Annotated in this window: 9 protein-coding genes; 2 read left to right on the top strand and 7 right to left on the bottom strand. The window is 59.6% G+C overall.

Features of this window, described 5'->3' with window-relative positions; all coding sequences use genetic code 11:
* Positions 1–3 precede the first annotated feature (3 nt).
* Positions 4–1389, bottom strand: a complete 1386-nt coding sequence (locus AC1D2R_RS12075) for an MFS transporter (protein WP_477967504.1) — start codon at positions 1387–1389, stop codon at positions 4–6.
* A gap of 31 nt (positions 1390–1420) precedes the next feature.
* Entirely contained in the window at positions 1421–6196 is a 4776-nt protein-coding gene (locus tag AC1D2R_RS12070) for an NAD-glutamate dehydrogenase (protein WP_477967503.1), read from the bottom strand.
* A 253-nt stretch (positions 6197–6449) separates the two neighbouring features.
* On the opposite strand from AC1D2R_RS12070, the gene pdxY reads away from it, so the two are divergent.
* Positions 6450–7325, top strand: a complete 876-nt coding sequence (pdxY, locus tag AC1D2R_RS12065) for a pyridoxal kinase PdxY (RefSeq protein ID WP_477967502.1) — start codon at positions 6450–6452, stop codon at positions 7323–7325.
* Positions 7326–7396: 71 nt separating this feature from the next.
* A complete protein-coding gene (locus AC1D2R_RS12060) occupies positions 7397–8038 on the top strand; it encodes a carbonic anhydrase (protein ID WP_477967501.1) in 642 nt (213 codons plus the stop codon).
* Between the two features lie 55 nt (positions 8039–8093).
* On the opposite strand, the gene AC1D2R_RS12055 is transcribed toward AC1D2R_RS12060, so the two are convergent.
* The 5 genes from AC1D2R_RS12055 to AC1D2R_RS12035 all read right to left on the bottom strand — a co-directional run bounded on the left by AC1D2R_RS12055 (position 8094) and on the right by AC1D2R_RS12035 (position 20300).
* Complete coding sequence (locus AC1D2R_RS12055; protein ID WP_477967500.1) at positions 8094–8915, bottom strand: lytic murein transglycosylase; 822 nt, start codon at positions 8913–8915, stop codon at positions 8094–8096.
* Between the two features lie 172 nt (positions 8916–9087).
* The gene (locus AC1D2R_RS12050) at positions 9088–10122 is read right to left on the bottom strand and encodes an aspartate-semialdehyde dehydrogenase (RefSeq protein WP_477967499.1); all 1035 of its coding nucleotides are present in this window, start codon (positions 10120–10122) and stop codon (positions 9088–9090) included.
* A 111-nt stretch (positions 10123–10233) separates the two neighbouring features.
* Positions 10234–10458, bottom strand: coding sequence for a hypothetical protein (locus AC1D2R_RS12045; protein ID WP_477967498.1), 225 nt, complete (start codon positions 10456–10458; stop codon positions 10234–10236).
* Between the two features lies 1 nt (position 10459).
* On the bottom strand, positions 10460–11683 hold the full coding sequence (locus tag AC1D2R_RS12040) for an OpgC family protein (RefSeq protein WP_477967497.1): 1224 nt from the start codon (positions 11681–11683) through the stop codon (positions 10460–10462).
* Positions 11684–11780: 97 nt separating this feature from the next.
* Entirely contained in the window at positions 11781–20300 is an 8520-nt protein-coding gene (locus AC1D2R_RS12035) for a glycoside hydrolase family 94 protein (protein ID WP_477967496.1), read from the bottom strand.
* Positions 20301–20614: the final 314 nt, after the last annotated feature.

Raw genomic sequence — 20614 nt, 5'->3', positions numbered from 1 at the left:
GTTCTACGCCCTGTCCGCTGGATAGGGCGTACGGATCAGCAGGATAAGGCCGCCGGCGAGAAACAACACAAGCGTGGCCATGCCGAGGCGCGACGAGCCGGTCATGTAAGTGATGACAGAAAAGAAAAGCGTTGCCATGAAGCTCGTGGCGCGGCCAGACAGAGCATAAATGCCGAAATAGCGGCCCGCTTCGCCCGGGCTGACGCTCCTTGCCAGATACGATCGCGAGGAGGCCTGGACGGGGCCGAACGCGAGGCCGATCAGCAGGCCATAAGCAATGTAAGCCTTCTCCGCGGTGGTTCCAAACAGCCCGCCGCTATCGGCAGACGGCAGCTCAAGCAAACCGAAGAATGTATAGCCCGGTCCGGTCGATACGATTCCTGCTGTAGCAACCAGGAGCATTGTGAGGCTGATGACGACCGTCGCTTTCGACCCGATGCGCGCATCGACCCGACTGGCAATCAAGCAGCCGAAAATCGCGACGACGTTGAGGATGATACCGTATATGCCGATTTCGATGGTGGCCCAGCCGAACATTGCTGCTGCAAAAGCGCCCCCCAGTATCAGCAGTCCATTGACGCCGTCCTGATAGATCATCCGAGCGACAAGAAAGAGGAGAATCGCGCGACGTGTCTTCAGCTCGGCAAGGGTCTTTCTGACTTCGCCAAGGCCGGAGCGAACTGCAGCGACAAACGGCAGACCGCGCTTCGCATCGGGGGTGAAGAGGAACATCGGGAGGATGAAGACGAGATACCAGATAGCAGAGATCGGCCCTGTGATACGGGCGTCTTCGCCGGTATGAGGATCCAAGCCGAACAGAGGATCGAGGCCCAGAACCGTCTTTCCGGTTTCGGGGCTGGCGGCAAGCAACGTCACCACAGCGATCAGCACGATCATCCCCCCGAGATAGCCGAGACCCCAGGCTGTGTTTGACAGCTTGCCGACCTCGTCCCTGCTGACGAGGCGCGGCATCATGGAATCGTTGAAGACGATCGAGAACTCGGCGGCAATCGATGCCAGGATCATGAAGATCATCGGGTAGATCACGGCGGACCCTGGTGCAGCTAACCAGAGTCCAAAGAGGCTCACGATCTTGACTACGGCGAAGAAGCCGATCCATGGCTTTCTTGTTCCGGACTGGTCGGCGATCGAACCGAGAATTGGAGACAGGATGGCGATGATCACCGAGGAGATCGTCGCCATGTTGCTCCACATGGTCTGGGCAGAAACGGGATCTTGCGTCAGCCGCGACACGAAGTACGGGCCGAAGATGAAGGTGGTGACCACCGTGAAAAACGGCTGCGCGGCCCAATCGAAGAGCATCCAGCCCCAGATGCCCTTGCGCGAGGCCCTTGCAGGCTGAGTTCCTGTCCAGTCGATGCGATTCACCGGTCCGCTCCTGATTTCGGAGCGGACTGTCTCACCTCGTTCCGTCTCGTGCAAGATCGGTCAGCAACCCGGCTGCAACGGTGATACGGGCAAGGTTGGGATCGCCGCTGTCGCTCAGGCCGGATAGCTCTTCTGCAATGCGGTTGATTCGTATCCTGTCGTTTCCATGCCACGCCTGAACGGGAAGCTTCTCCCTTCCGTGGTTAGACAACGCAGATGTGACGATATCGCGTCGTGCACTGGCGATCTGATCGAGACTGCGGGCAAGTGCCAGGCTCTCGTAGTGGTCGGACGTGACGATGCGTCCCCCTGCCGCTAGGAGCCTGCCGACACGGAACGTCTGGCTGACGGCGAAATAACTTTCGGCGGCGCGTATCAGCGGTTCGCCGGTGCGTTCGGCGATCTGCATGATTTCAGGCACTAGAGCAAAGCCCAGCAGATGCGAGATCTCGGCCGCAAGCTTTTCCGGCACGCCGGCATTGCGGTATTCGCTCTGCCGCGCTTCGAGTTCCGCCACAACCTGGTTGGCAAAGATCGGCTGAAGCTTCCTGAGCGCAATCCGCAACCGTTCAATGGTCTCGGCGATGTCGCCCTTGGCCATCTGCATCTTCAGAAGAAGCCGAGTCAGCACAGTGAATATATGGCTGATTTCTTCATACATCCGGTTTTGCGTCTGCCCGGAGATTTTGCCATCCAGCGCATCGGTCTCTGCCCAGAGCCGACCGAGGTCAAAACCGTCGCGGGCGATGATCGCGGCGCGAACCACTTCCGGCGCAGACGCGGCCGTCGCGTCCATCATACTGACGGTAAAGCCCGGCCCGCCGCGGTTGATTGCTTCATTGGCCAGAACGGTGGCTATGATTTCGCGTTTCAGCCGGTGTTCGGTGATATCGGACGCGTTCGTCTTGCGCATCTTCGCAGGGAAATAACCCGAGAGCGTTGCCGAAAAATACGGATCGTCCGGCAGATCGCTCGCCGCCAGTGCGTCGAAGAGGACGATCTTGGCGTAGGAGAGAAGCACGCCGATCTCGGGCCGCGTCAACGGTCTGTTCGCTGCATAGCGCTCGGCCATCGTGGTGTCGTCGGGCAGCATTTCAACCTTGCGATTGAGCTGCTTGCTGGTTTCGAGCACGTTCATAAATCGGGCGAGTTCCAGACCGTTCCTCGTTCCCTTGCGCTCCGTCAGCGATATCGCCAGCGACTGCAGGTAGTTGTTGCGCAGCACAAGTGCAGCCACTTCGTCGGTCATCGACGCCAGCAGTTGATCGCGCTTTTCCCTGGTCAAGCGGCCGTCGTGCATGGCAGCTGCAAGCGCGATCTTGATGTTCACCTCGACGTCCGACGTATTTACGCCGGCGGAGTTGTCGATCGCATCCGAATTGCAGCGCCCGCCTTTGAGCCCATAGGCGATGCGCCCTCTTTGGGTAACGCCGAGGTTTGCCCCCTCGCCCATGACCTTGGCACGAACGTCGTCCGCACTGATGCGTATCGGATCGTTGGAACGGTCGCCGACATCCGCGTCTGTTTCGGAAGCTGCCTTCACATAGGTCCCGATGCCGCCGAACCACAACAGGTCCACCGGGCTCTTCAGGATCGCCGTCATGACTTCAAAGGGCGTCGCAACCGTCTTGTCGATGCCGATTGCAGCCGCTGCTTCCGGTGTCAAGGTAACTGATTTTGCGGCTCGCGAGATGATCATCGCGCCTTTCGAGAGAACGCCCTTATCGAAATCCTGCCAGCTTGAGCGCGGGAGGTTGAAGAGGCGTCGCCGTTCGGCGAGGGTCTTGGCGATATCGGGATCAGGATCGATCAAGATGTCGCGATGATCGAAGGCGGCAAGTAGCCTGATCGCCGGCGACAACAGCATGCCGTTGCCGAAAACATCGCCCGACATGTCACCGACGCCCGCAACGGTGAAGGGCGTCGTCTGGATATCGATGTCCATCTCGCGGAAATGCCGCTTTACCGTCTCCCACGCGCCGCGTGCGGTGATGCCCATCTTCTTATGATCGTATCCCGCCGAACCGCCGGAAGCGAAAGCGTCGTCGAGCCAGAAACCGGCTTCCTGGGCAAGAGCGTTCGCCGTATCCGAGAAAGTGGCGGTCCCCTTGTCTGCGGCAACGACGAAATAGGGGTCATCGCCGTCGAGCCGCACGGTGTTTTCCGGCGGCACTATATCCGCGCCGGCGATGTTGTCGGTGATCGAAAGGAGCGTACGGATATAGGTCTTGTAGGCTTCACGCCCCGCGTTGAAGACCTCGTCGCGATTGCCACCATTCGGAAGCTTCTTGGGATAAAAGCCGCCTTTGGCGCCGACCGGCACGATCACCGCATTCTTGACCTGTTGGGCTTTGACCAGCCCGAGCACTTCGGTACGGTAGTCTTCAGCACGATCCGACCAGCGAAGGCCGCCGCGTGCCACCTTTCCGAAGCGCAGATGGACGCCCTCCACTTCCGCTCCATAGACGAACATTTCGCGGAATGGGCGAGGAGCAGGCAGGCCGTCGATCATGTTCGGATCGAGCTTGAAGGCGAGCATCGCCTTGGGTGTGCCGTCCAGATTTCGTTGGAAGTAGTTTGTCCTCAGCGTTGCATCAACGACGTTGACGTAGCGGCGCAGTATTCTGTCGTCATCGAGGCTCGGAACGTCCGATAGCGCCGTTTCGATCTTGTCGTGAAGCTCTCCGATCCTTCTGGCACGGCCCTTTTCCGCCAGTTTGGGGTCCAGCCCATCGTGGAACAAGCGAAAGATCAGCGCGGCTATCGCGGGATACTTGTCCAGAGTGGTTGCGATGTAATCTTGCGAGTAAGCGATGCCTGCCTGCCTGAGGTAACGGGCATAGGCGCGTAGGACGCTTGCCTCACGGGCTGAAAGGCCCGCTGAAACGATCAGGCGGTTGAAATTATCGTTGTCGATGACCCCGCTGAAAGCCGACAGGAAGGCTTCTTCCAGGGCGGCGGCGTGGCGTTCGAGATCGACCTCGCCGTCACCCCGCGCCTCAAGCTCCATATCGTGCAAAACCACCAGCTTTTCGGAGCCGTCGGCGAGCGTCACATCGATGTCGAAGGTTCCTTCGCTGATGACGTTGAAGCCGAGATTCTCCAGCAGCGGCACGCGGCGGGAGAGTGCAAGCTGGTCGGCAGCGTGGAAGATCTTCAGGCAGAGCAGCTGGCGATCGTCCTTGCTGCGCGTATAGAATGCGATGCGGATCTGCTCCCCGGCGGCGCACGCCGAAATGTCATCGAGATCGCCAAAGGTCTCGTCGGGAGAGAAAAGATCCTGAAAGGCGTGACTGACGCGGATGAGCGGCGCCTTTGGTCCGGCGAGTGCTTCGAAGCGGTCGTCCCACCGCGCGGTGATGGCGCGGATCGCCTCTTCCAGCCTTGCCTGGGGCACACGCGGTGTCTTGCCTCCAGAGCGACCGATAATGAAGTGGACGCGTGCTACGCTGCCTTCCGGGAACGCGGGGTAGTAGGCCGACACGCGGCCATCATAGATCGTCTTAAGATAGGTGCCGATCTTCTCACGCACGATGGAGTCGTACTCCTCGCGCGGGACGTAGACGATAACGGATACGAACCGATCGAAGTGATCGATACGGGGCAGAACCCGTACGCGAGGCCTGTCGGTGAGATCATTGATCTGCTCGGCGAAACTAGCCAACAATGTCGTGTCGATTTGAAAGAGATCATCTCGTGGGTAGGATTCAAGCGTATTGTCCAGCATGCGGCCGGAATGGCTCATGGGATCGAAGCCGAAATGCTCCTTGACCTTTTCGATCTTCGAGCGAAGCAGAGGGACGTCGCTGGCCAATGAAGTATACGCGGTCGAGGTAAAGAGACCGACGATACGCAGTTCACCGGTCACGTTGCCACCAGCGTCGAAGCGCTTCACTCCGACGTAGTCCATGTAGGCGCGCCGATGGACCACCGACTTGACGTTGGCTTTGGTGACGATAAGGAAGTCTGGACCATCGAGGAAGGCCAGGATTTCCGGCGTCGTCGTGACTGCATCCCTGCCGGTGCGGAGAACCAGCACATCCGGGTTGGAGAGGATGCCGAGGCCCGCGCCCTTGTCGCGCTCGACCTTGGCGGTCGAGCCCTTGCCTGAGTAAACATATTCACGCATTCCGAGAAATGTAAAATTGGCGTCGCGAAGCCAGGTCAAAAAGGCGATCGCCTCGTCCCGTTCCGCCTTTCGGCGTCCGGCGTTGCGGAAAGATAGCTCGTCGATCGCGGTTCCGAGCTTTTCGAGCATCGGCCCCCAATCGGAAACCGCCAGCCGCACATGTTCGAGAACGATGCCGACGCGCTTGATGAGGTCGGCCGACTGCGCTGCCGTCAGCGGTGCCAGATGCAGCTGGATGTGGCTGACCCGGTTTACCGGTTCGCTCGGCAGATCCGCGGTGTAAAGCTCAGGTGCCCTCCCCCCCGTCATCACGAGGATCGGGTGAACTGCCATATAGAGGTCGCGATAGCTGCTGGTGACCTCGCCCATGACGGACTCATAGAGGAAAGGCATATTGTGGTCGGTCACGGAGAGGATCGAGACCGATACGCCATTCGGCTCGACATTGGCGACGGTCTCTATGCTGACGCGCGGCGTCTTGCCGGTCCAGGCTGCAAGCTCATGCGCGCAATGGACAGCCGAAAGTGCAAGCATTTCCGGCGTATAGAGTTCCAGATCGTCGCCGCTGGCGCGCCCGAAAAGGATTTCCGGATCAAGGTAGCCTTCTCCGGTCGCGGCCGCAATCTTGCTCGCACTTTCGATCTGTTTTTCCCGTCTCGGATTATTTCGGGCAGCCATTGGAGATGTTCCCTCATTCGCTTGCTTTTGGGCAGGTTAGCAGAAGATTCGGCATAAAAATCGCTAAAAGAAGGTCGCTGAAGATAGTTTTCGTGCGTTTTTGCGCGGTCTGGCATCGAATTTGAAAAATTCAGGTGCCGTCCCACACCACCGCTTGTTCTCGCTGGAACTCTGCGGATGCCCTCGTGAAGGACAGTTGACAGCCGAGCTGTAAAAGGAGGATCAACGCAGGATACAATTGGATTGGAACATGATGCAGCAGAACGCAGCAGGGACAGTGATCGTCATATCGAGCCATGTGGTGCGTGGTTCGGTTGGAAACCGCGCGGCGGTCTTTGCACTGGAGACCCTCGGGCATCAGGTTTGGGCGTTGCCCACGATCGTGTTGCCTTGGCATCCCGGGCACGGCCGCTCGACCCGGCTAACCTTCGCCGAAGCTGATTTCGATGCTGCGATCGATGATCTTATCCGCGCGCCATGGATCGGAGAGGTGAAGGCCGTTCTTTCCGGCTATTTCGGCAACGCCGCACAGGCGCGGTCCGTGGGCCGCCTGGTGACGGCCCTGCGGGACCAGAATCCTGAACTCTTTTATGTCTGCGATCCCGTTATGGGTGATCTCGGCGGCCTCTATGTTCCGGAGGCGACGGCCGAGGCGATCCGCGATCATCTGATACCGCTGGCATCGCTGGCAACGCCCAACCGCTACGAGCTTTCGTGGCTTGCGGGAGCGCCGCTCGGCAGCAATGCGTCGATCATGGATGCGGCGCTGTCACTTGGCCCATCCCGCATGTTGGTGACTTCGGCAGTGCCAAGGATGGCCGGCGGCACCGGTAATCTCTATCTTTCCGGGCGCCACGCATTGCTTGCCGAACATCGGGTCATCGACAATCCGCCGAACGGCCTTGGCGACCTTCTGGCCGCCCTCTTTCTCTCGCGGCTGCTTTCCGGCATGGAAGATGAAAAGGCGCTGCAGCTTGCCACGGCCAGCGTCTACGAGGTGCTTGCGCGCGCGGTCAAACGCGGGAGCGATGAATTGACGCTGGCCAGCGACGCATCCAGTCTTTCCACGCCGATGGCGATGGTGCAGATGCGCCATCTGATTCACCCTGCTCAAAGGCGCAGAAACTAGCCTGCATTTCTGCCGCGCCATTCTGCAGTGCGATAGTTGATCTTGTCCGTCTCACGCTGTAATCGAAGAATATGCAGCGTTTTCCAAATACCCTTCTGGACGGTTATCGCAACTTCATGAGCGGTCGCTATGCCGACGCCCGCGATCGATATAGGACGCTGGCGGAAAACGGCCAGAGTCCGAGCACTCTGGTCATTGCTTGTTCCGACTCGCGTGCGGCGCCCGAGCTTATTTTCGATGCCGGACCGGGCGAGCTTTTCGTTATCCGCAATGTTGCCAACATGGTGCCGCCCTACGAGCCGGATGGACATTTTCATTCGACCTCCGCGGCGCTGGAGTTTGCCGTTCAGGTGTTGAAGGTTTCGGATATCGTCGTCATGGGACACGGGCGGTGCGGCGGCATTCGCGCTGCGCTTGACCCGAATGCCGAGCCCCTGTCGCCGGGGGATTTCATTGGCCGCTGGATGTCGCTCGTCAAGCCGGCGGCGGAACAGATCCAGAGCAACGACGTCATGACGCCAGCCGAGCGGCAGACGGCACTCGAGCGTGTTTCAATTCGTAACTCTATCGATAATCTCAGGACATTTCCCGACATCAAGGCGCTGGAAGACGCCGGCAAGATCCACCTTCATGGTTCCTGGTTCGATATATCGACGGGCGAGCTCTGGGTCATGGATGCCGAAACGCGCGATTTTATCCGCCCCGAGATCTAAGCAAAATAAAAACGCCGACGGTACCGTCGGCGCTCTCATAAACCATCTATCCGCCTCAGTTCGCGTCGATCTGCTGACCGATGTAGGCGATCGCCTGCTGGTACACAGTCGCGGCATTCCAGCCGGCGATGGCCGCAAAGTTTGGCTCACCAGGCTGGTAGCCGGCGCCTGGCTGCCAGCCGTGACCCCTGAGGAAATTTGCAGTCGAGGTGAGTGCATCGGCACGTGAGCCAACCATGTCGACGCGGCCGTCACCATCGCCATCGGCACCGAAGCGGACGACGTTGCGGGGCAGAAACTGCGTCTGGCCGATTTCGCCGTGCGCAGCGCCGCGTGCCTGTGGATTGAGATAGCCTTCCGACACCAGCTGGAGAGCAGCGTATAGCTGATCGGTGAAGTAGTCGGATCGGCGGCAGTCATATGCAAGTGTCGATACGGCAGACAGCGTGTGCTGGTTGCCCATGTAGCTGCCGAAACCGGTCTCCATACCCCAGATCGCAATCAACGGGCCGGCAGGAACGCCGTACTTGCGTTCGATAGAGGCAAAAAGCGCGGCATTGGCACGCTTCATATTCTTGCCGCGCGAGATGATTGCCGCGCCTCCGCGCTTCTGCATGAATGCGTCGAAGGAGAGCTTGAAGCTCTTCTGGCCGCGGTCGGCCGCAATCGTCGGGCGATTGTAGCTGACGTTTGCAAAGGCGCGATCCAGAACAGAACGGCTCACGCCACTTGCAGCAGCCTCCTGTTTGAATGCATCGACCCAGGCATCGAAGCCAGCGCCAGTGTTGCCACACTGCGCTCCTTGAGCCGCCGCTGGCACTGCGTGAAGGATGGAAGCCGCCGCCGCTGCGGCCAGCAAAATTCGTGTCATGTGCATGGAGATACCCCGATCCCGATCTACCTAGCCTTGAACCGGGTTGAAACCCCGTTATCGGCGATATTGTCATGCTTAGCCTTTTGACAAGCGCGGGAGGCCAAATTGGCAACCCGCGCCAGGATAAGCCAGAGCTTTATAAGCGGCCTTAGCAAGGTCATGGTTAAGAATTGGTTCAGGCAGCCTGCTTGCGCGGCTTCAAGAGGCCACGATTGATGAGCAACTCGGCGATCTGGATCGCGTTGAGTGCTGCACCCTTACGCAGGTTGTCCGAGACGACCCATATGTTGAGGCCGTTCTCAACCGTCGCGTCTTCGCGAATTCGCGAAATGAAGGTCGCATCTTCACCTGCAGATTCGTAAGGCGTGATGTAGCCGCCGTTCTCGTGCTTGTCGATGACGAGGCAACCGGGCGCCTCGCGCAGGATATCGCGTGCTTGATCTGCCGTGATCTCGTTCTCGAACTCGATGTTGACCGATTCCGAATGGCCAATGAAGACTGGTACGCGCACGGCTGTGCAGGTAACCTTGATCTTCGGGTCCAGCATCTTCTTGGTTTCTGCCAGAACCTTCCATTCCTCCTTCGTATAGCCATCTTCCATGAAGCTATCGATATGCGGAATGACGTTGAACGCGATGCGCTTGGTGAACTTCTTGTTCTCGATCGGATCGGCGACGAAAACCGCGCGCGTCTGATTGAAGAGCTCGTCCATGCCATCCTTGCCGGCGCCGGAAACGGACTGGTAGGTCGAGACGACAACGCGCTTGATCTTGGCGAAGTCGTGGAGCGGCTTCAGCGCTACGACGAGTTGGGCGGTCGAGCAATTCGGATTGGCAATGATGTTGCGCTTGGTAAACTGGACGATGGCGTCCGGGTTCACTTCCGGCACGATCAATGGAACATCTTGATCGTAACGCCATGCGGAAGAATTATCGATGACGACGCAGCCCTGTGCACCGATCTTCGGAGACCACTTCTTGGAAATCTCGCCGCCGGCCGACATCAGGCAGATATCGGTGTCGGAAAAGTCATAGTTCTCAAGGTTGACGACCTTCAGCGTCTTGTCGCCGAAGGAGACCTCAGTGCCCTGCGAGCGCGCCGAGGCGAGCGCTACGACTTCATCGGCCGGGAAACCGCGTTCGGAGAGGATGTTGAGCATTTCACGGCCCACATTTCCGGTCGCTCCCGCAACTGCAACTTTAAAACCCATTTCTCAAGCTCTCTTTCTCATCTCTCCTCTTGTCCGGTGAGGGAAAGGCGCGATGCAATCGCGGCTTCCTGTCCCCAGCCGGGCCGGGGAGAGAGCGGCAGGCCAGAGACGTCAGACGGTTTTCGTCGTCGTTTTGGCCTTGGTTTTGGAAGAAACCGGAACGGCGATATCCATCCCGGCACTCAGTGCCCGGTCATTGCATGCAGCAATGGCGTGTTCATCGCGAACCATGGATATTCCTTTTCCAACGCTGCTCATAAAAGGTTTTCCACAGGAGTCAAGGTTTTTGCTTTTCACGCAGGCCGATATGGCGTTGCCGCCAGCGCCGTATCCCATTTCATTTCCGATCCATGCTGCGTGCGCGATCGGCCCGCACGGGTACCGCCTGCATCGGGGTTTTGACGAGCTGCTTGTGGCCCACGCTGCCGAGTTTGCGCTTGCGCTCGAGGTGGTAGGCATAGGCGAACTGCACAACGATGCCGAGCACGACAAAGATCGGTCCAACGAACTGATCGCGATTGTTGATGTAGAGCAAAACCTGGCCGATCATCGCCAGGATCGTACCGGCGACGAAGATGTTGAGCGAATGGCGGCCAAGAATGACAAGCGGGTGGTCCGCCGGTCGTCGCAGCAGCCGTGAGATTGCTCCGATGTTGAGCACGATGTAGGTGAGCGCGAGGACATGCAGCAGTCGCGGAAGCGACAAAAAGGTCTTGTCGAATCCGGTCAATACCGGCGGCAGGCCGAGCGACGCGAGAGCATTTCCGAAACCCCACATTTGGCCAAGAACCCAGACGAAGGACAGCAGGACGTAGCCTAGCGCCAGGATCATGAGAGCCCGGTGTTGCGGCAGCCTGCCACCGCGGCGCACGTGCATCATCCCCACGATGCCGATCGCGAAGAGAAACTGCCAGGACAAAGGGTTGAGAAACCAGTAGCCCTCGATCAGCATATTGTGAGGCGCAATCTCGAAGACGCCTGCAAGTAGCCACACCGAACCCGATACGGCCAAGGCCAGGAGCGGGCTCCTTGCGTTGAGGAGCAGAATGATGGGCACCATCAACATCAGCGCGCCGTACATCGGCAGGATGTTGTTGTAACCGATCTGGTGGCCAAGAAGCAGCAGGGAAGGAATTCCTGCCTTGAGGTTGGTCAGTACGGCGAGAATGTTGATCTCGCACAATAAACCCGGCCTGTGGAAAACCCATGCGCCGGTGAGGAACAGCGCAAGCGTCATAAAGGTGGTGATCATATGCGCGAGGTAGAGGGTGAAGGCGCGCTTTGCCGCCTTCTTGGCGGTTTGCAACCATTCGCCCGGTTGAAAACGCGAGCCGTAGGCGAGACCTACAGCGATCCCCGAGATCAGCACGAAGGCTTCGGCCGCATCCGAAAAGCCGAAGTTCTTGGTCGTCAGGTTTTCGAACATTTGCCCGGGGACGTGATTGATGAAGATCGTGATCAACGCCAGTCCGCGTAAGACATCCAGTCGCGTGTCACGCTTCGATGCCGCGGTCACAACACTGCGTCCGGCGCCGAAGGTTTTCTCGGGCGTTGCTGGCATTAACTTCTCCTGCTTCCGATTTTCAAACGCAGTTGCGGCCAAAAGGTTTCCCCTTTGGCCGCAACGAATCGCCGGATGGTTAGCGTGGAAAGTGCTGTTATCCGACCGGATATCCCTCGTCGGGATCGGTGACTTCGCGTCCGTTTATGGTGAGATCGTAGCCTCTCGGATGGGACGATTTTGAGACCGAAATGAGGTATTTGGCACCTACATGCTCAATCTCCGCGGAGAAACCTTCCCAAGTGCTTGGGAGCGCCGGACGTACATGGAGGCGTCCGTTTTTCAGGCGAATGCCGAGGATGCCTTCGACGGCTGCGCGGTAGAGCCAACCGGCCGAGCCTGTATACCAGGTCCAGCCGCCTCGACCGGTCAGAGCGCCCTCGCCATAAACGTCGGCGGCAATGATATACGGCTCCACGCGGTAGCGCTCCGCCGACGTCTGGTCTCGGGCATGGCTGATCGGGTTCAGCAGATCGAAGCAACGCATCGCATCGTCGCCGCGGTTCAGTTCCGCGAGCGCCATCACGACCCAAGTCGCCGCATGGGTGTACTGGCCGCCGTTTTCACGAACGCCGGGGGGGTAGGCCCTGATGTATCCCGGATCTTTGGCCGAGTTGGCAAACGGCGGCGTGAACAGCCGGATGATCCTCGCTTCCCGGTCGACAAGCTTTTCCAGAACCGAGTCCATCGCCTTTGCGGAGTGGGTGGGATCGCCCTCGCCGGAGAGGACACTCCAGGACTGCGCGATCGAGTCGATCTGGCATTCGAGGCTCTCCTTCGAGCCGAGCAGGCTACCGTCGTCGAAGGTTCCTCGGCGGTAATAGGAGCCATCCCAGGCCGCGGTCTCGAGTGCTGCCTTCAGTTCACCGAGATGTTTCGTCCAGCGTTCGACGCGGGCCGCGTCGCCACGCTCTTCGGCGTACGCTCCGAACGAGCGCAGGGCACCCGCCAGGAACCAGCCGAGCCAGACACTCGTGCCCTTGCCGCCGATTCCGACGCGGTTCATTCCGTCGTTCCAGTCACCGCCAAGGAACAACGGAAGACCGTTGGCACCCTTGCGGGCGATCGCAAGATCGAGGGCAAGGGCGGCATGCTCGTATACGCTGACCTTGTCCTCGGACACTTCCGGCCGATAGAACGAGTCATGCTGACCCTCGAGGAGCGCCGGTCCTTCGACGAAGGCCAGTTGCTCGTCCAGAACGCTCTTGTCGCCGGTGACCGTGCAGTAGTGATGTACGGCATAGGCAAGCCACACAACGTCGTCCGAGATCAGCGTACGGACGCCCGCACCTGTTCCGGGCAGCCACCAGTGTTGGACATCGCCCTCGCGGAACTGGCGCGATGCGGCATTGAGGATCTGCATGCGGGCAATCGACGGCTCATGCAGCACGAAGGCCAGCGTGTCCTGTAGCTGGTCACGGAAGCCGAAGGCGCCGCTAGCCTGATAGAACGCGGTGCGCGCCATGATGCGGCAGCCGAGGCTCTGGTAGGGCAGCCAGGTGTTGATCAGGTTGTTCATGCCCTGATCCGGCGTCGAAATCTGCACCTTGCCGGTGAAGCCCTTCCAGAAGGCGCGGTTTGCCTGCACCACGTCATCGAACCGGGTCTGGCGGATATCCGCGATCAGCGCACGCGCTTCCTCCCTCGTTGCTGTGTCTCCGAGGTAGAGGAACACATCGCGTTCCTCACCGGCCGCGATCTCTATATCGATCGCCAGCGCTGCCGCCGGATCGCCATCCGGTTCTATGGTGCCGGACAGTTTGGCGGCCGCATTCAATGCTATCGGCGATTGGATCGTCCCTGTCTTGCCGATGAACTCCCGGCGGCTTGCCGTGAAGCTCGATAGCTTTTCGCTGGCCGCGAAGAAGGCCACGCGGCCAGAGTAGTCAATGCTGTAGTTGTTGCTGGCGAACAGGGCGCCAGTCTCGTCGTCGAGCTGCGAAAGGATGAACGGCGCAGTCTTCTGCGCATTGTTGCCGAGGATCCACTCCAGGTAGCCGTAGAGACGTAGCTTGCGAGGCCTGGCTGCCGTGTTGCGCAGCCGCAGGCGTTGCAGCTTCACCGGCCGTTCGCGGTCGACAGTTTGCGTGAGTTCCAGGGTCACATCGTTCTGGACGCTCGAGAAGACGGAGTAGCCCAAGCCGTGCCGAGCCTCGAATCGGACTTCAGTTTGGCGCGAAAGGGTGGCGAATGGCGTCATTACGGCGCCGCTCTCGCGATCGACCACATAGATCGCTTCGCCCGGGCGGTTGATCACGGCGTCGTTCGACCACGGCGTAAGCTGATAGTCGCGCGAATTCGTGCTCCATGTGAACCCGGCACCTTCGGCCGACACGTGGAAGCCGAATTTCTCATTGGAGATCACATTGATCCACGGCTGCGGCGTGGAATGGCCACCCGGAAGGCGAACGACATACTCGCGGCCATCGCCGGAAAAGCCCCCGATACCGTTCCAGAAGTTGAGGTCACCCTCCTCCTCGATGACAAGCGTCGGTGTAGTGGGAGCCGCTGCGGGGACCACGCGTTTGGTGCGTGTCTTTGCGCTGTCGGTACGCTCCAGCTCCTGTTGCTCTTCCTTCGTCGGAGCAAGGAGCGCGGCGGCTCGGTTGATCTGATCGATGATCTTGCCGTTTTTTGCGTGGAAGGTAGCGCGCGAAGCGGCGATCAAGGCATGGTACGTCGCCTCTTCCATCAAATCCTTGCGGACCGTGAAGATGTGCTGACGCAGGCCGTCGGCCTGACCCAGGCGACGGACATTCTCCGCCATCTGGTCGACCGCATGCTGCATGTCCTGGGCGTAGGAGGATGCCCGCTCGTTCATGATGACGAGATCAGCCGTTACGCCGCGCGAACGCAGGTATTCCTGCGCAAGCAGCGCTTCGCGAGCGATATCGAGATCCATGTCGTCGTTAATACGCAGCGTGAAGATCGGGAAGTCGCCCGAAATCGCAAGCGGCCAAAGAGACGACTGGGATTGCATGCCGGCCTCCACCGCGGCCGCATCCGCACGCAGATACATATCCGGATAAACCAGATGACGACCGAGGTGCTGGAACGCGGCCGCCTGCTGCGACGTGACACCAACATGGCGCATCTGAACCTGCGTACGCGTCCAGGCTTGAACGAGTTCATGGTTGAATGCATCGGCATGACGATAGCGGTCAACGGCCTGGTCGACCTCGTTGCGGCTCGGAGCTGCGATGGTCCAGAAGATAACGCTGACCTTCTTGCCGGCCGGGACACGCACGGTACGTCGAAGCGACAGGACGGGGTCGAGCGTGAAGCCGTCCGTGCCGGAGAGGGTGGCACCGGCATCGAAGGCAGCGGCATTCGAAAGGCTGCGACCGCGACCCAGGAACTTGCGCCGATCAGTCTCGAACTCAGTGTGACGCGTGGTGCCGGCGTTATCCACGATCAGGTGGGCGACCGCCATATTCGGTTCGTTCGGGTCGCGCTTGTTGCGCTCGACGCGAATGACGTCCCCGCGCTTGCCGATTTCCGTCTTCACGAACATGCGGGCGAAGGCCGGATGTGCGTTGTCGGTGTCATCGGAGGCGAGTACCGGCTCCAGATAGGAGGTCACCTCGATAAAGCGGTCTTCGGTGCCGGTGTTGAGCAGTGTGAGACGTCGGCCTTCGGCATCGTGCTCAGTTGCGACGATGCATTCCACCTCGCTGGTCAGATCGCCGATGGTTTTGGTGAACTCGGCTTTTTCATCTGCAAACAGAACCTTGACGCGTTCTCCCTCTATGCTCTTCGGCTCTGCCGTCGTCGACCACCATTCGTTGGTTGCTGTATCGCGCAGGAAGATGAAGGTACCCCAGCGATCCTCGGTGGGGTCGGCCTTCCAGCGCGAAACGGACAGGTTGTTCCAGCGCGAATAGCCGGCACCGGTCGCTGTCAGCATCATCGAGTAGTGACCGTTGGACAGGAAAACGAGTTCCCGATCACGCGACGCCGGGTCGTAGATCTTGCGCAGTTCAGGCCGCAGGAGGTCGTCCTGAATGCTGGCGGGCGTGTCGGACTCGTGCTTGCCGCTCATGACAGGGATGTCGCGCGGCGCCTTTTCCTGCAGCAATAGCTCGGCTGCCTCGATCACAGGATCGGAATGGAAGAGTTCACGCAGGTGGCCGTTGAAGGCGACGTTGGCGACGGCAGCGATCGACATGCCGTGATGGTGGGCATAGTAGTTGTATACCACCGCGCAGGTCTTGCCTTCCGGCACGCGCGTCGGGGTGAAGTCGACGGCATCGTGGAAGCCGAACTTGCCAAGAGCCCCGAGTTTGCGCAGGCGCTCAAGGTTTTCGATCGCCGCCGGCGGATTGTACTGGCTGGCGAGGATCGATGCGTAAGGCGCGATGACGGCATTGTGGCCAAGGCCACGCTTCAGGCCGAGCGTTGGAACGCCGAAATTTGTGTACTGATAGTTGAGGTTGTGGTCGCGCGCGTTGAACGCGGCTTCTGAAATACCCCACGGGATACCAAGCTTGCGGGCGTAGTTCATCTGCTCGACCACGACCAGATTGTTGGTCTGGTTGAGGATACCGCCGCCGCGCTCCTGCATGACGAGAGGCGGCATCAGGTATTCGAACATCGAGCCGGACCAGGACACCAGGGCACCGCGCGAGCCAACCGGCACGACCTGGCGGCCGAGGCGATACCAGTGTTCCGTCGGCAGGTCGCCCTTGGCTATACCGAAAAGGCTGGTAAGACGGCATTCGGAGGCTAGCAGGTCATAGCAGGCCTGATCGAGCTCGCCGCTTTCCACGCGATAGCCGATCGAGAGAAGGCGCCGTTCCGGTCGGAACAGGAAGCCGAAGTCCATCGAGAAGGCGAGATCGCGTGCCTTGTCGCGAAGTGCGATCAGTCGGGGACGCAGAGGATCGATGTTGGAGAGGTCGTAGGTGCTGTCGGATATGTGGGCTTCGCAGACCTTTACCAGCGATTCCGCCCAGCGGGTCACTTCGCCACTCAGCGTCGACTTCACCTCGTGATCGAGGTTGGCCGCAAGCTTCTGAATGTCACGCGCAAGAACCGAGAGGTTGATGATGCGGATAGAGGCGAACTCATGTTCGCGCTTGACCGCTGCCAGTGCGTTTTGGAAGCCGATGATCCGTTCTTCCAGGCGGCGGCGCAGCGGGCGCACGGTCTTGCGATCGTCGGGCAGTTCGGCAAGCACTTCGGCAAGAATGCCGGCGGTGTCGCCGACGCCGTCGAGGTTGCCCTGCATGTGGGCCGACGGTGCTTCCGCCCAGTTGCGGCAGGCAGACGAGATCGCGATCAAGTGGCCGGCGAGGTTGCCGCTGTCGACGGCGGACACATAGCGCGGTCCGAGCGTCTGGAGCGTATCAGTGTGGTACCAGTTGAACAGATGGCCGCGGAACTTCTCCATCTTGTCGATCGTGGCGATCGTCTGCTCTAGCCGATCGATGGTTTCTTCGAACGAGAACCAGCCGAACTGCCGGCCGGACACGACGGACAGCAGGTAAACGCCGATATTCGTCGGCGAGGTGCGCGCTGCGACGATGACATGGGGTGTTTCCTGGACGTTATCCGGCGGCAGGTAGTTCTGCTCTGCCGTAGTGAACGTCTCGAAATAGCGCCATGTCCGGCGAGCGATCTTGCGGAGTTCGTTGGAAACGGAATCGGCGACTTCCAGCCGGTCTTCCGTCTCTGCCGATTGGCTGACGTAGTAGGCGACGAGCGGAGAGAGAATCCACAGCACGGCGAAAGGAATGCCGACCAGAAAGGCTTTGTCGCCGGAAAGCACCGCGAAGCCGAGAGCCAGCAGCGCCAAGACCGGTGCGTGCCACATTGCCTTGTAGTAGGAGATAATCGTTCCTTGTCTGCCGGCCTGAACGCTTGCCGCGGTGCGCCATTGCAGCATTAGCTTGTGGCTGACGAAGAGACGATAGAGAGAGCGGCCGATCGCATCGGCCATCATGCAGGCAGAGTCGGCGATGAAGACGATCCGCAGCGCCACCTGCGCGTTGGCTGCGCGAATATCGGACCAAACGGTGTAGAGGTGAGCGCGCGCAACGATATCGCTGGTGCGCGGTATGATGCCGTTGATGAGCGACAGGGTCGGAGCGACGAACAGGCAGAAGATCAGCAAGATCTGCCAGATGAGCGCGCCGAGCGGGTCCATGAAATACCAGCCGAGGACGGAGGCGAAGAACCAGGCGATCGGTGTCAGCGACCGGCGCAGGTTATCGAACATCTTCCAGCGGCCAAGGGCCGTGACCCCGTACTTCGCCTTGAACATGTAGGGCAGAAGCTGCCAGTCGCCGCGTGCCCAGCGATGCTGACGCGAGGTTTCGACTTCGTAGCGGGTCGGGAAGTCCTCGACGAGCTCGAGATCCGTCACAAGCGCGCAGCGCGCCATGGACCCTTCGAGAAGATCGTGGCTGAGGACCGAGTTTTCCTCGATGCGACCCTTCAGAGACGTCTCGAAGGCATCGACGTGATAGAGACCCTTGCCTGTGAAGGTCCCCTCGCCGGCGAGGTCCTGATAGACGTCGGATACAGTGAAAACGTAGGGATCGAGGCCGCGGTTGATGGAAAACACACGCTGGAAGACCGACGCATCCTTGCCTGTCGTAAGCGAAGGCGTCACGCGCGGCTGCAACACGCCATAGCCGCTCTCGACGCGGCCGGTTTCCGAATTGATGACGGGGCGATTGATCGGATGGTAGAGCTTGCCGACAAGCTTCGTGACGGTATCGCGCATCAGGCGGGTGTCGGCATCGAGTGTCATGACATACTGCACATCGGCGGGCACGATGTTTGCTCCTGGCAGGTAGGTCGTGTCGCGGTCTCCCCGCAGCAGTAAGTTCAGCTCGTGCAGCTTGCCACGTTTGCGTTCCCAGCCCATCCATGCGCCCTCGGCCGGATTGTAGAGGCGGCGACGATGCAGAAGGTAGAAGCGGGTCTTGCCGTCATAGGCATAGCGCGCCGAGAGGTTTGCGACTTCGCGGCGTGCATAATCAAGGACTTCGAGGTCGGCAGGTGTCTCTTCGACCTGGCTGTCGGGCCAGTCGCTCAGCAGGGCGAAGTAGATTTCGCCGCGTGGGTTCGCCAGATAGTGGACTTCGAGGTTGCGGACCAGTTCGTCGACGCTGTCACGGTTCGAAATCAGGCAGGGAACGACAAGCAAGGTCCGGGCGTCTTCAGGAATTCCTTCCTTGAATTCGTAACCAACCAGCCGCGCGGGCGTGACGAAGAACGACAGGACCGTGTTGAAAAGGCCGGTCGCCCCTTCGGATGCGGGCAGCGAGAACATCACCAGCAGCAGGATGATTTCCGCCGGTCCCATGCCGGCGTTCGCCATGAAACGACCGACGATGAACATGGCAAGCACCGTCAACAGAAGAACCGGCAGCGCGATCGACAGCCAGTTGAACTTACGCACAGTGCGGACGAAATGTTGTGTCAACGTTGGGCGGTAGTTGGACCGCGCTTCAAGCTTTGGCCTCTGCATTCCGGTGAGGAATCCGCCAACATTGGGTTCGTGCGGCTGTTCCTCCCCGGAAGCCTTGGCTTCATCGGTCATATCGAGGGCAAGCTGTGCGATTTCCATTTCGCTCATCGTGGAGCGCTTGGCGAGCTTCTCGATCTGCTTGCGATACTTGTTGCGCGAGCCTGAATCGAGAATGCCGTAGTCGGAATGTTCCCAAAGCAGCTTGTCGACATGGCTGACTTGCTCGACCCAGACGGACCATTCGGTATCATCGATCTCGCGAAGGCTGCGGATGATGTTGCCCATCGTGACATTGCCAGACGACAGCCGGCTGTGCTCAGCCATCGTCGTCTCTTCGGTGTCGCGACCGAGGGTCTCCAATTGCTCATCCAGCCATGCGATGGCGACGCTGGAGGCCTGCGAGCCATCGCGCATCCGGTAGAGAAACTGCGTCGAAAACGTATTGTCTTCCGCAAGCGGCTCCAGGGTCTTCAGATATTCGGCTGCCTTCGCCGGGTCCGTCAGCCGGACAAGCTCGTCGGCGGCCTCATTGGCGCGGCGCCGCATGCGGCGGCTGCGTTCGACACGAATTGAGATACGGCGCAGGTTTTCGACCAGCACATAGCGCACCAGTGACGGCAGTGCCCACAGTTCGCCGATCCGCAGCGTCTCGTGTTCTTGGAAGCCATCGACGAGCGCCGTCAGGCTTTCCTGTGAAATGGTGCTGTGCGTGTGCGCCACGTAGAGCCAGGCGAGCGCAAGAGTGCGCGGAATTTGCGCGCCGCCGACGTTGATGGTTGGCAATTCGCGATAAAAGCGCGTTGGGAAGTCGCGCCGGATTTCCTGGATCGCCTCTTCGACAATATAGTGGTTGTCGAGGAGCCATTCGGCGGCAGGCGTGATTGTTTCACCGGATTCTACGTCCGCTGCGGTCGTTCGATAGACACGCAGGATTTCTTTCTCGTTTTCCTTGTGCCGCGCGAAGAAGTCGAAAGGGGCAAAAGCTGGCAGCGAAGCCACCCCGCCACTGGCAACGGATGCGCCCATCGCCTTGATGTCGTCTATGGACATGTAGGCCGAGCGGATCGAATCATTGTGATCGATCTGCTTCGTTTCGGACTCGCGGGACGGGCTCGGAGACGTGTTTGAAATAGACATGGGTTCCGTTCTGGATCCAAACGTAGTGGTGGTGATTAGCGTTGCCTTTTGCACTGCCAAATATGACTGCCGCATGAACACGCCCGGGCTTTATCAAAAGCGACCAGGCTTAGTGCCAACGCCAATCAACAGACAATACGAAACGATTTAGACGCGAACATTCGAGCGGCTACGCGAGAGGGGTTTGGCTGAGTGGTGTTTCTCCCCCCGCAGAGCCAATTCGGAAAGTTGGACACTATTGCAATAATTCAAGTCAAGAGCTTTCACCTAAGGAGACCAGTCGAGCGCCAACAATCGTCTGTGTGGTGCCCAGA

Source organism: Rhizobium sp. P1_C7 (assembly GCF_056406295.1).
Note: the sequence above shows the minus strand (reverse complement) of the source record. Positions and strands in the feature narration are given on the sequence as shown.

Coding starts and splice junctions, on each gene's coding strand:
- AC1D2R_RS12070 (WP_477967503.1), bottom strand. CDS start 6,196: ATGGCTGCCCGAAATAATCCGAGACGGGAAAAACAGATCGAAAGTGCG.
- AC1D2R_RS12040 (WP_477967497.1), bottom strand. CDS start 11,683: ATGCCAGCAACGCCCGAGAAAACCTTCGGCGCCGGACGCAGTGTTGTG.
- AC1D2R_RS12035 (WP_477967496.1), bottom strand. CDS start 20,300: ATGTCTATTTCAAACACGTCTCCGAGCCCGTCCCGCGAGTCCGAAACG.
- AC1D2R_RS12045 (WP_477967498.1), bottom strand. CDS start 10,458: ATGGGATACGGCGCTGGCGGCAACGCCATATCGGCCTGCGTGAAAAGC.
- pdxY (WP_477967502.1), top strand. CDS start 6,450: ATGCAGCAGAACGCAGCAGGGACAGTGATCGTCATATCGAGCCATGTG.
- AC1D2R_RS12055 (WP_477967500.1), bottom strand. CDS start 8,915: ATGCACATGACACGAATTTTGCTGGCCGCAGCGGCGGCGGCTTCCATC.
- AC1D2R_RS12050 (WP_477967499.1), bottom strand. CDS start 10,122: ATGGGTTTTAAAGTTGCAGTTGCGGGAGCGACCGGAAATGTGGGCCGT.
- AC1D2R_RS12060 (WP_477967501.1), top strand. CDS start 7,397: ATGCAGCGTTTTCCAAATACCCTTCTGGACGGTTATCGCAACTTCATG.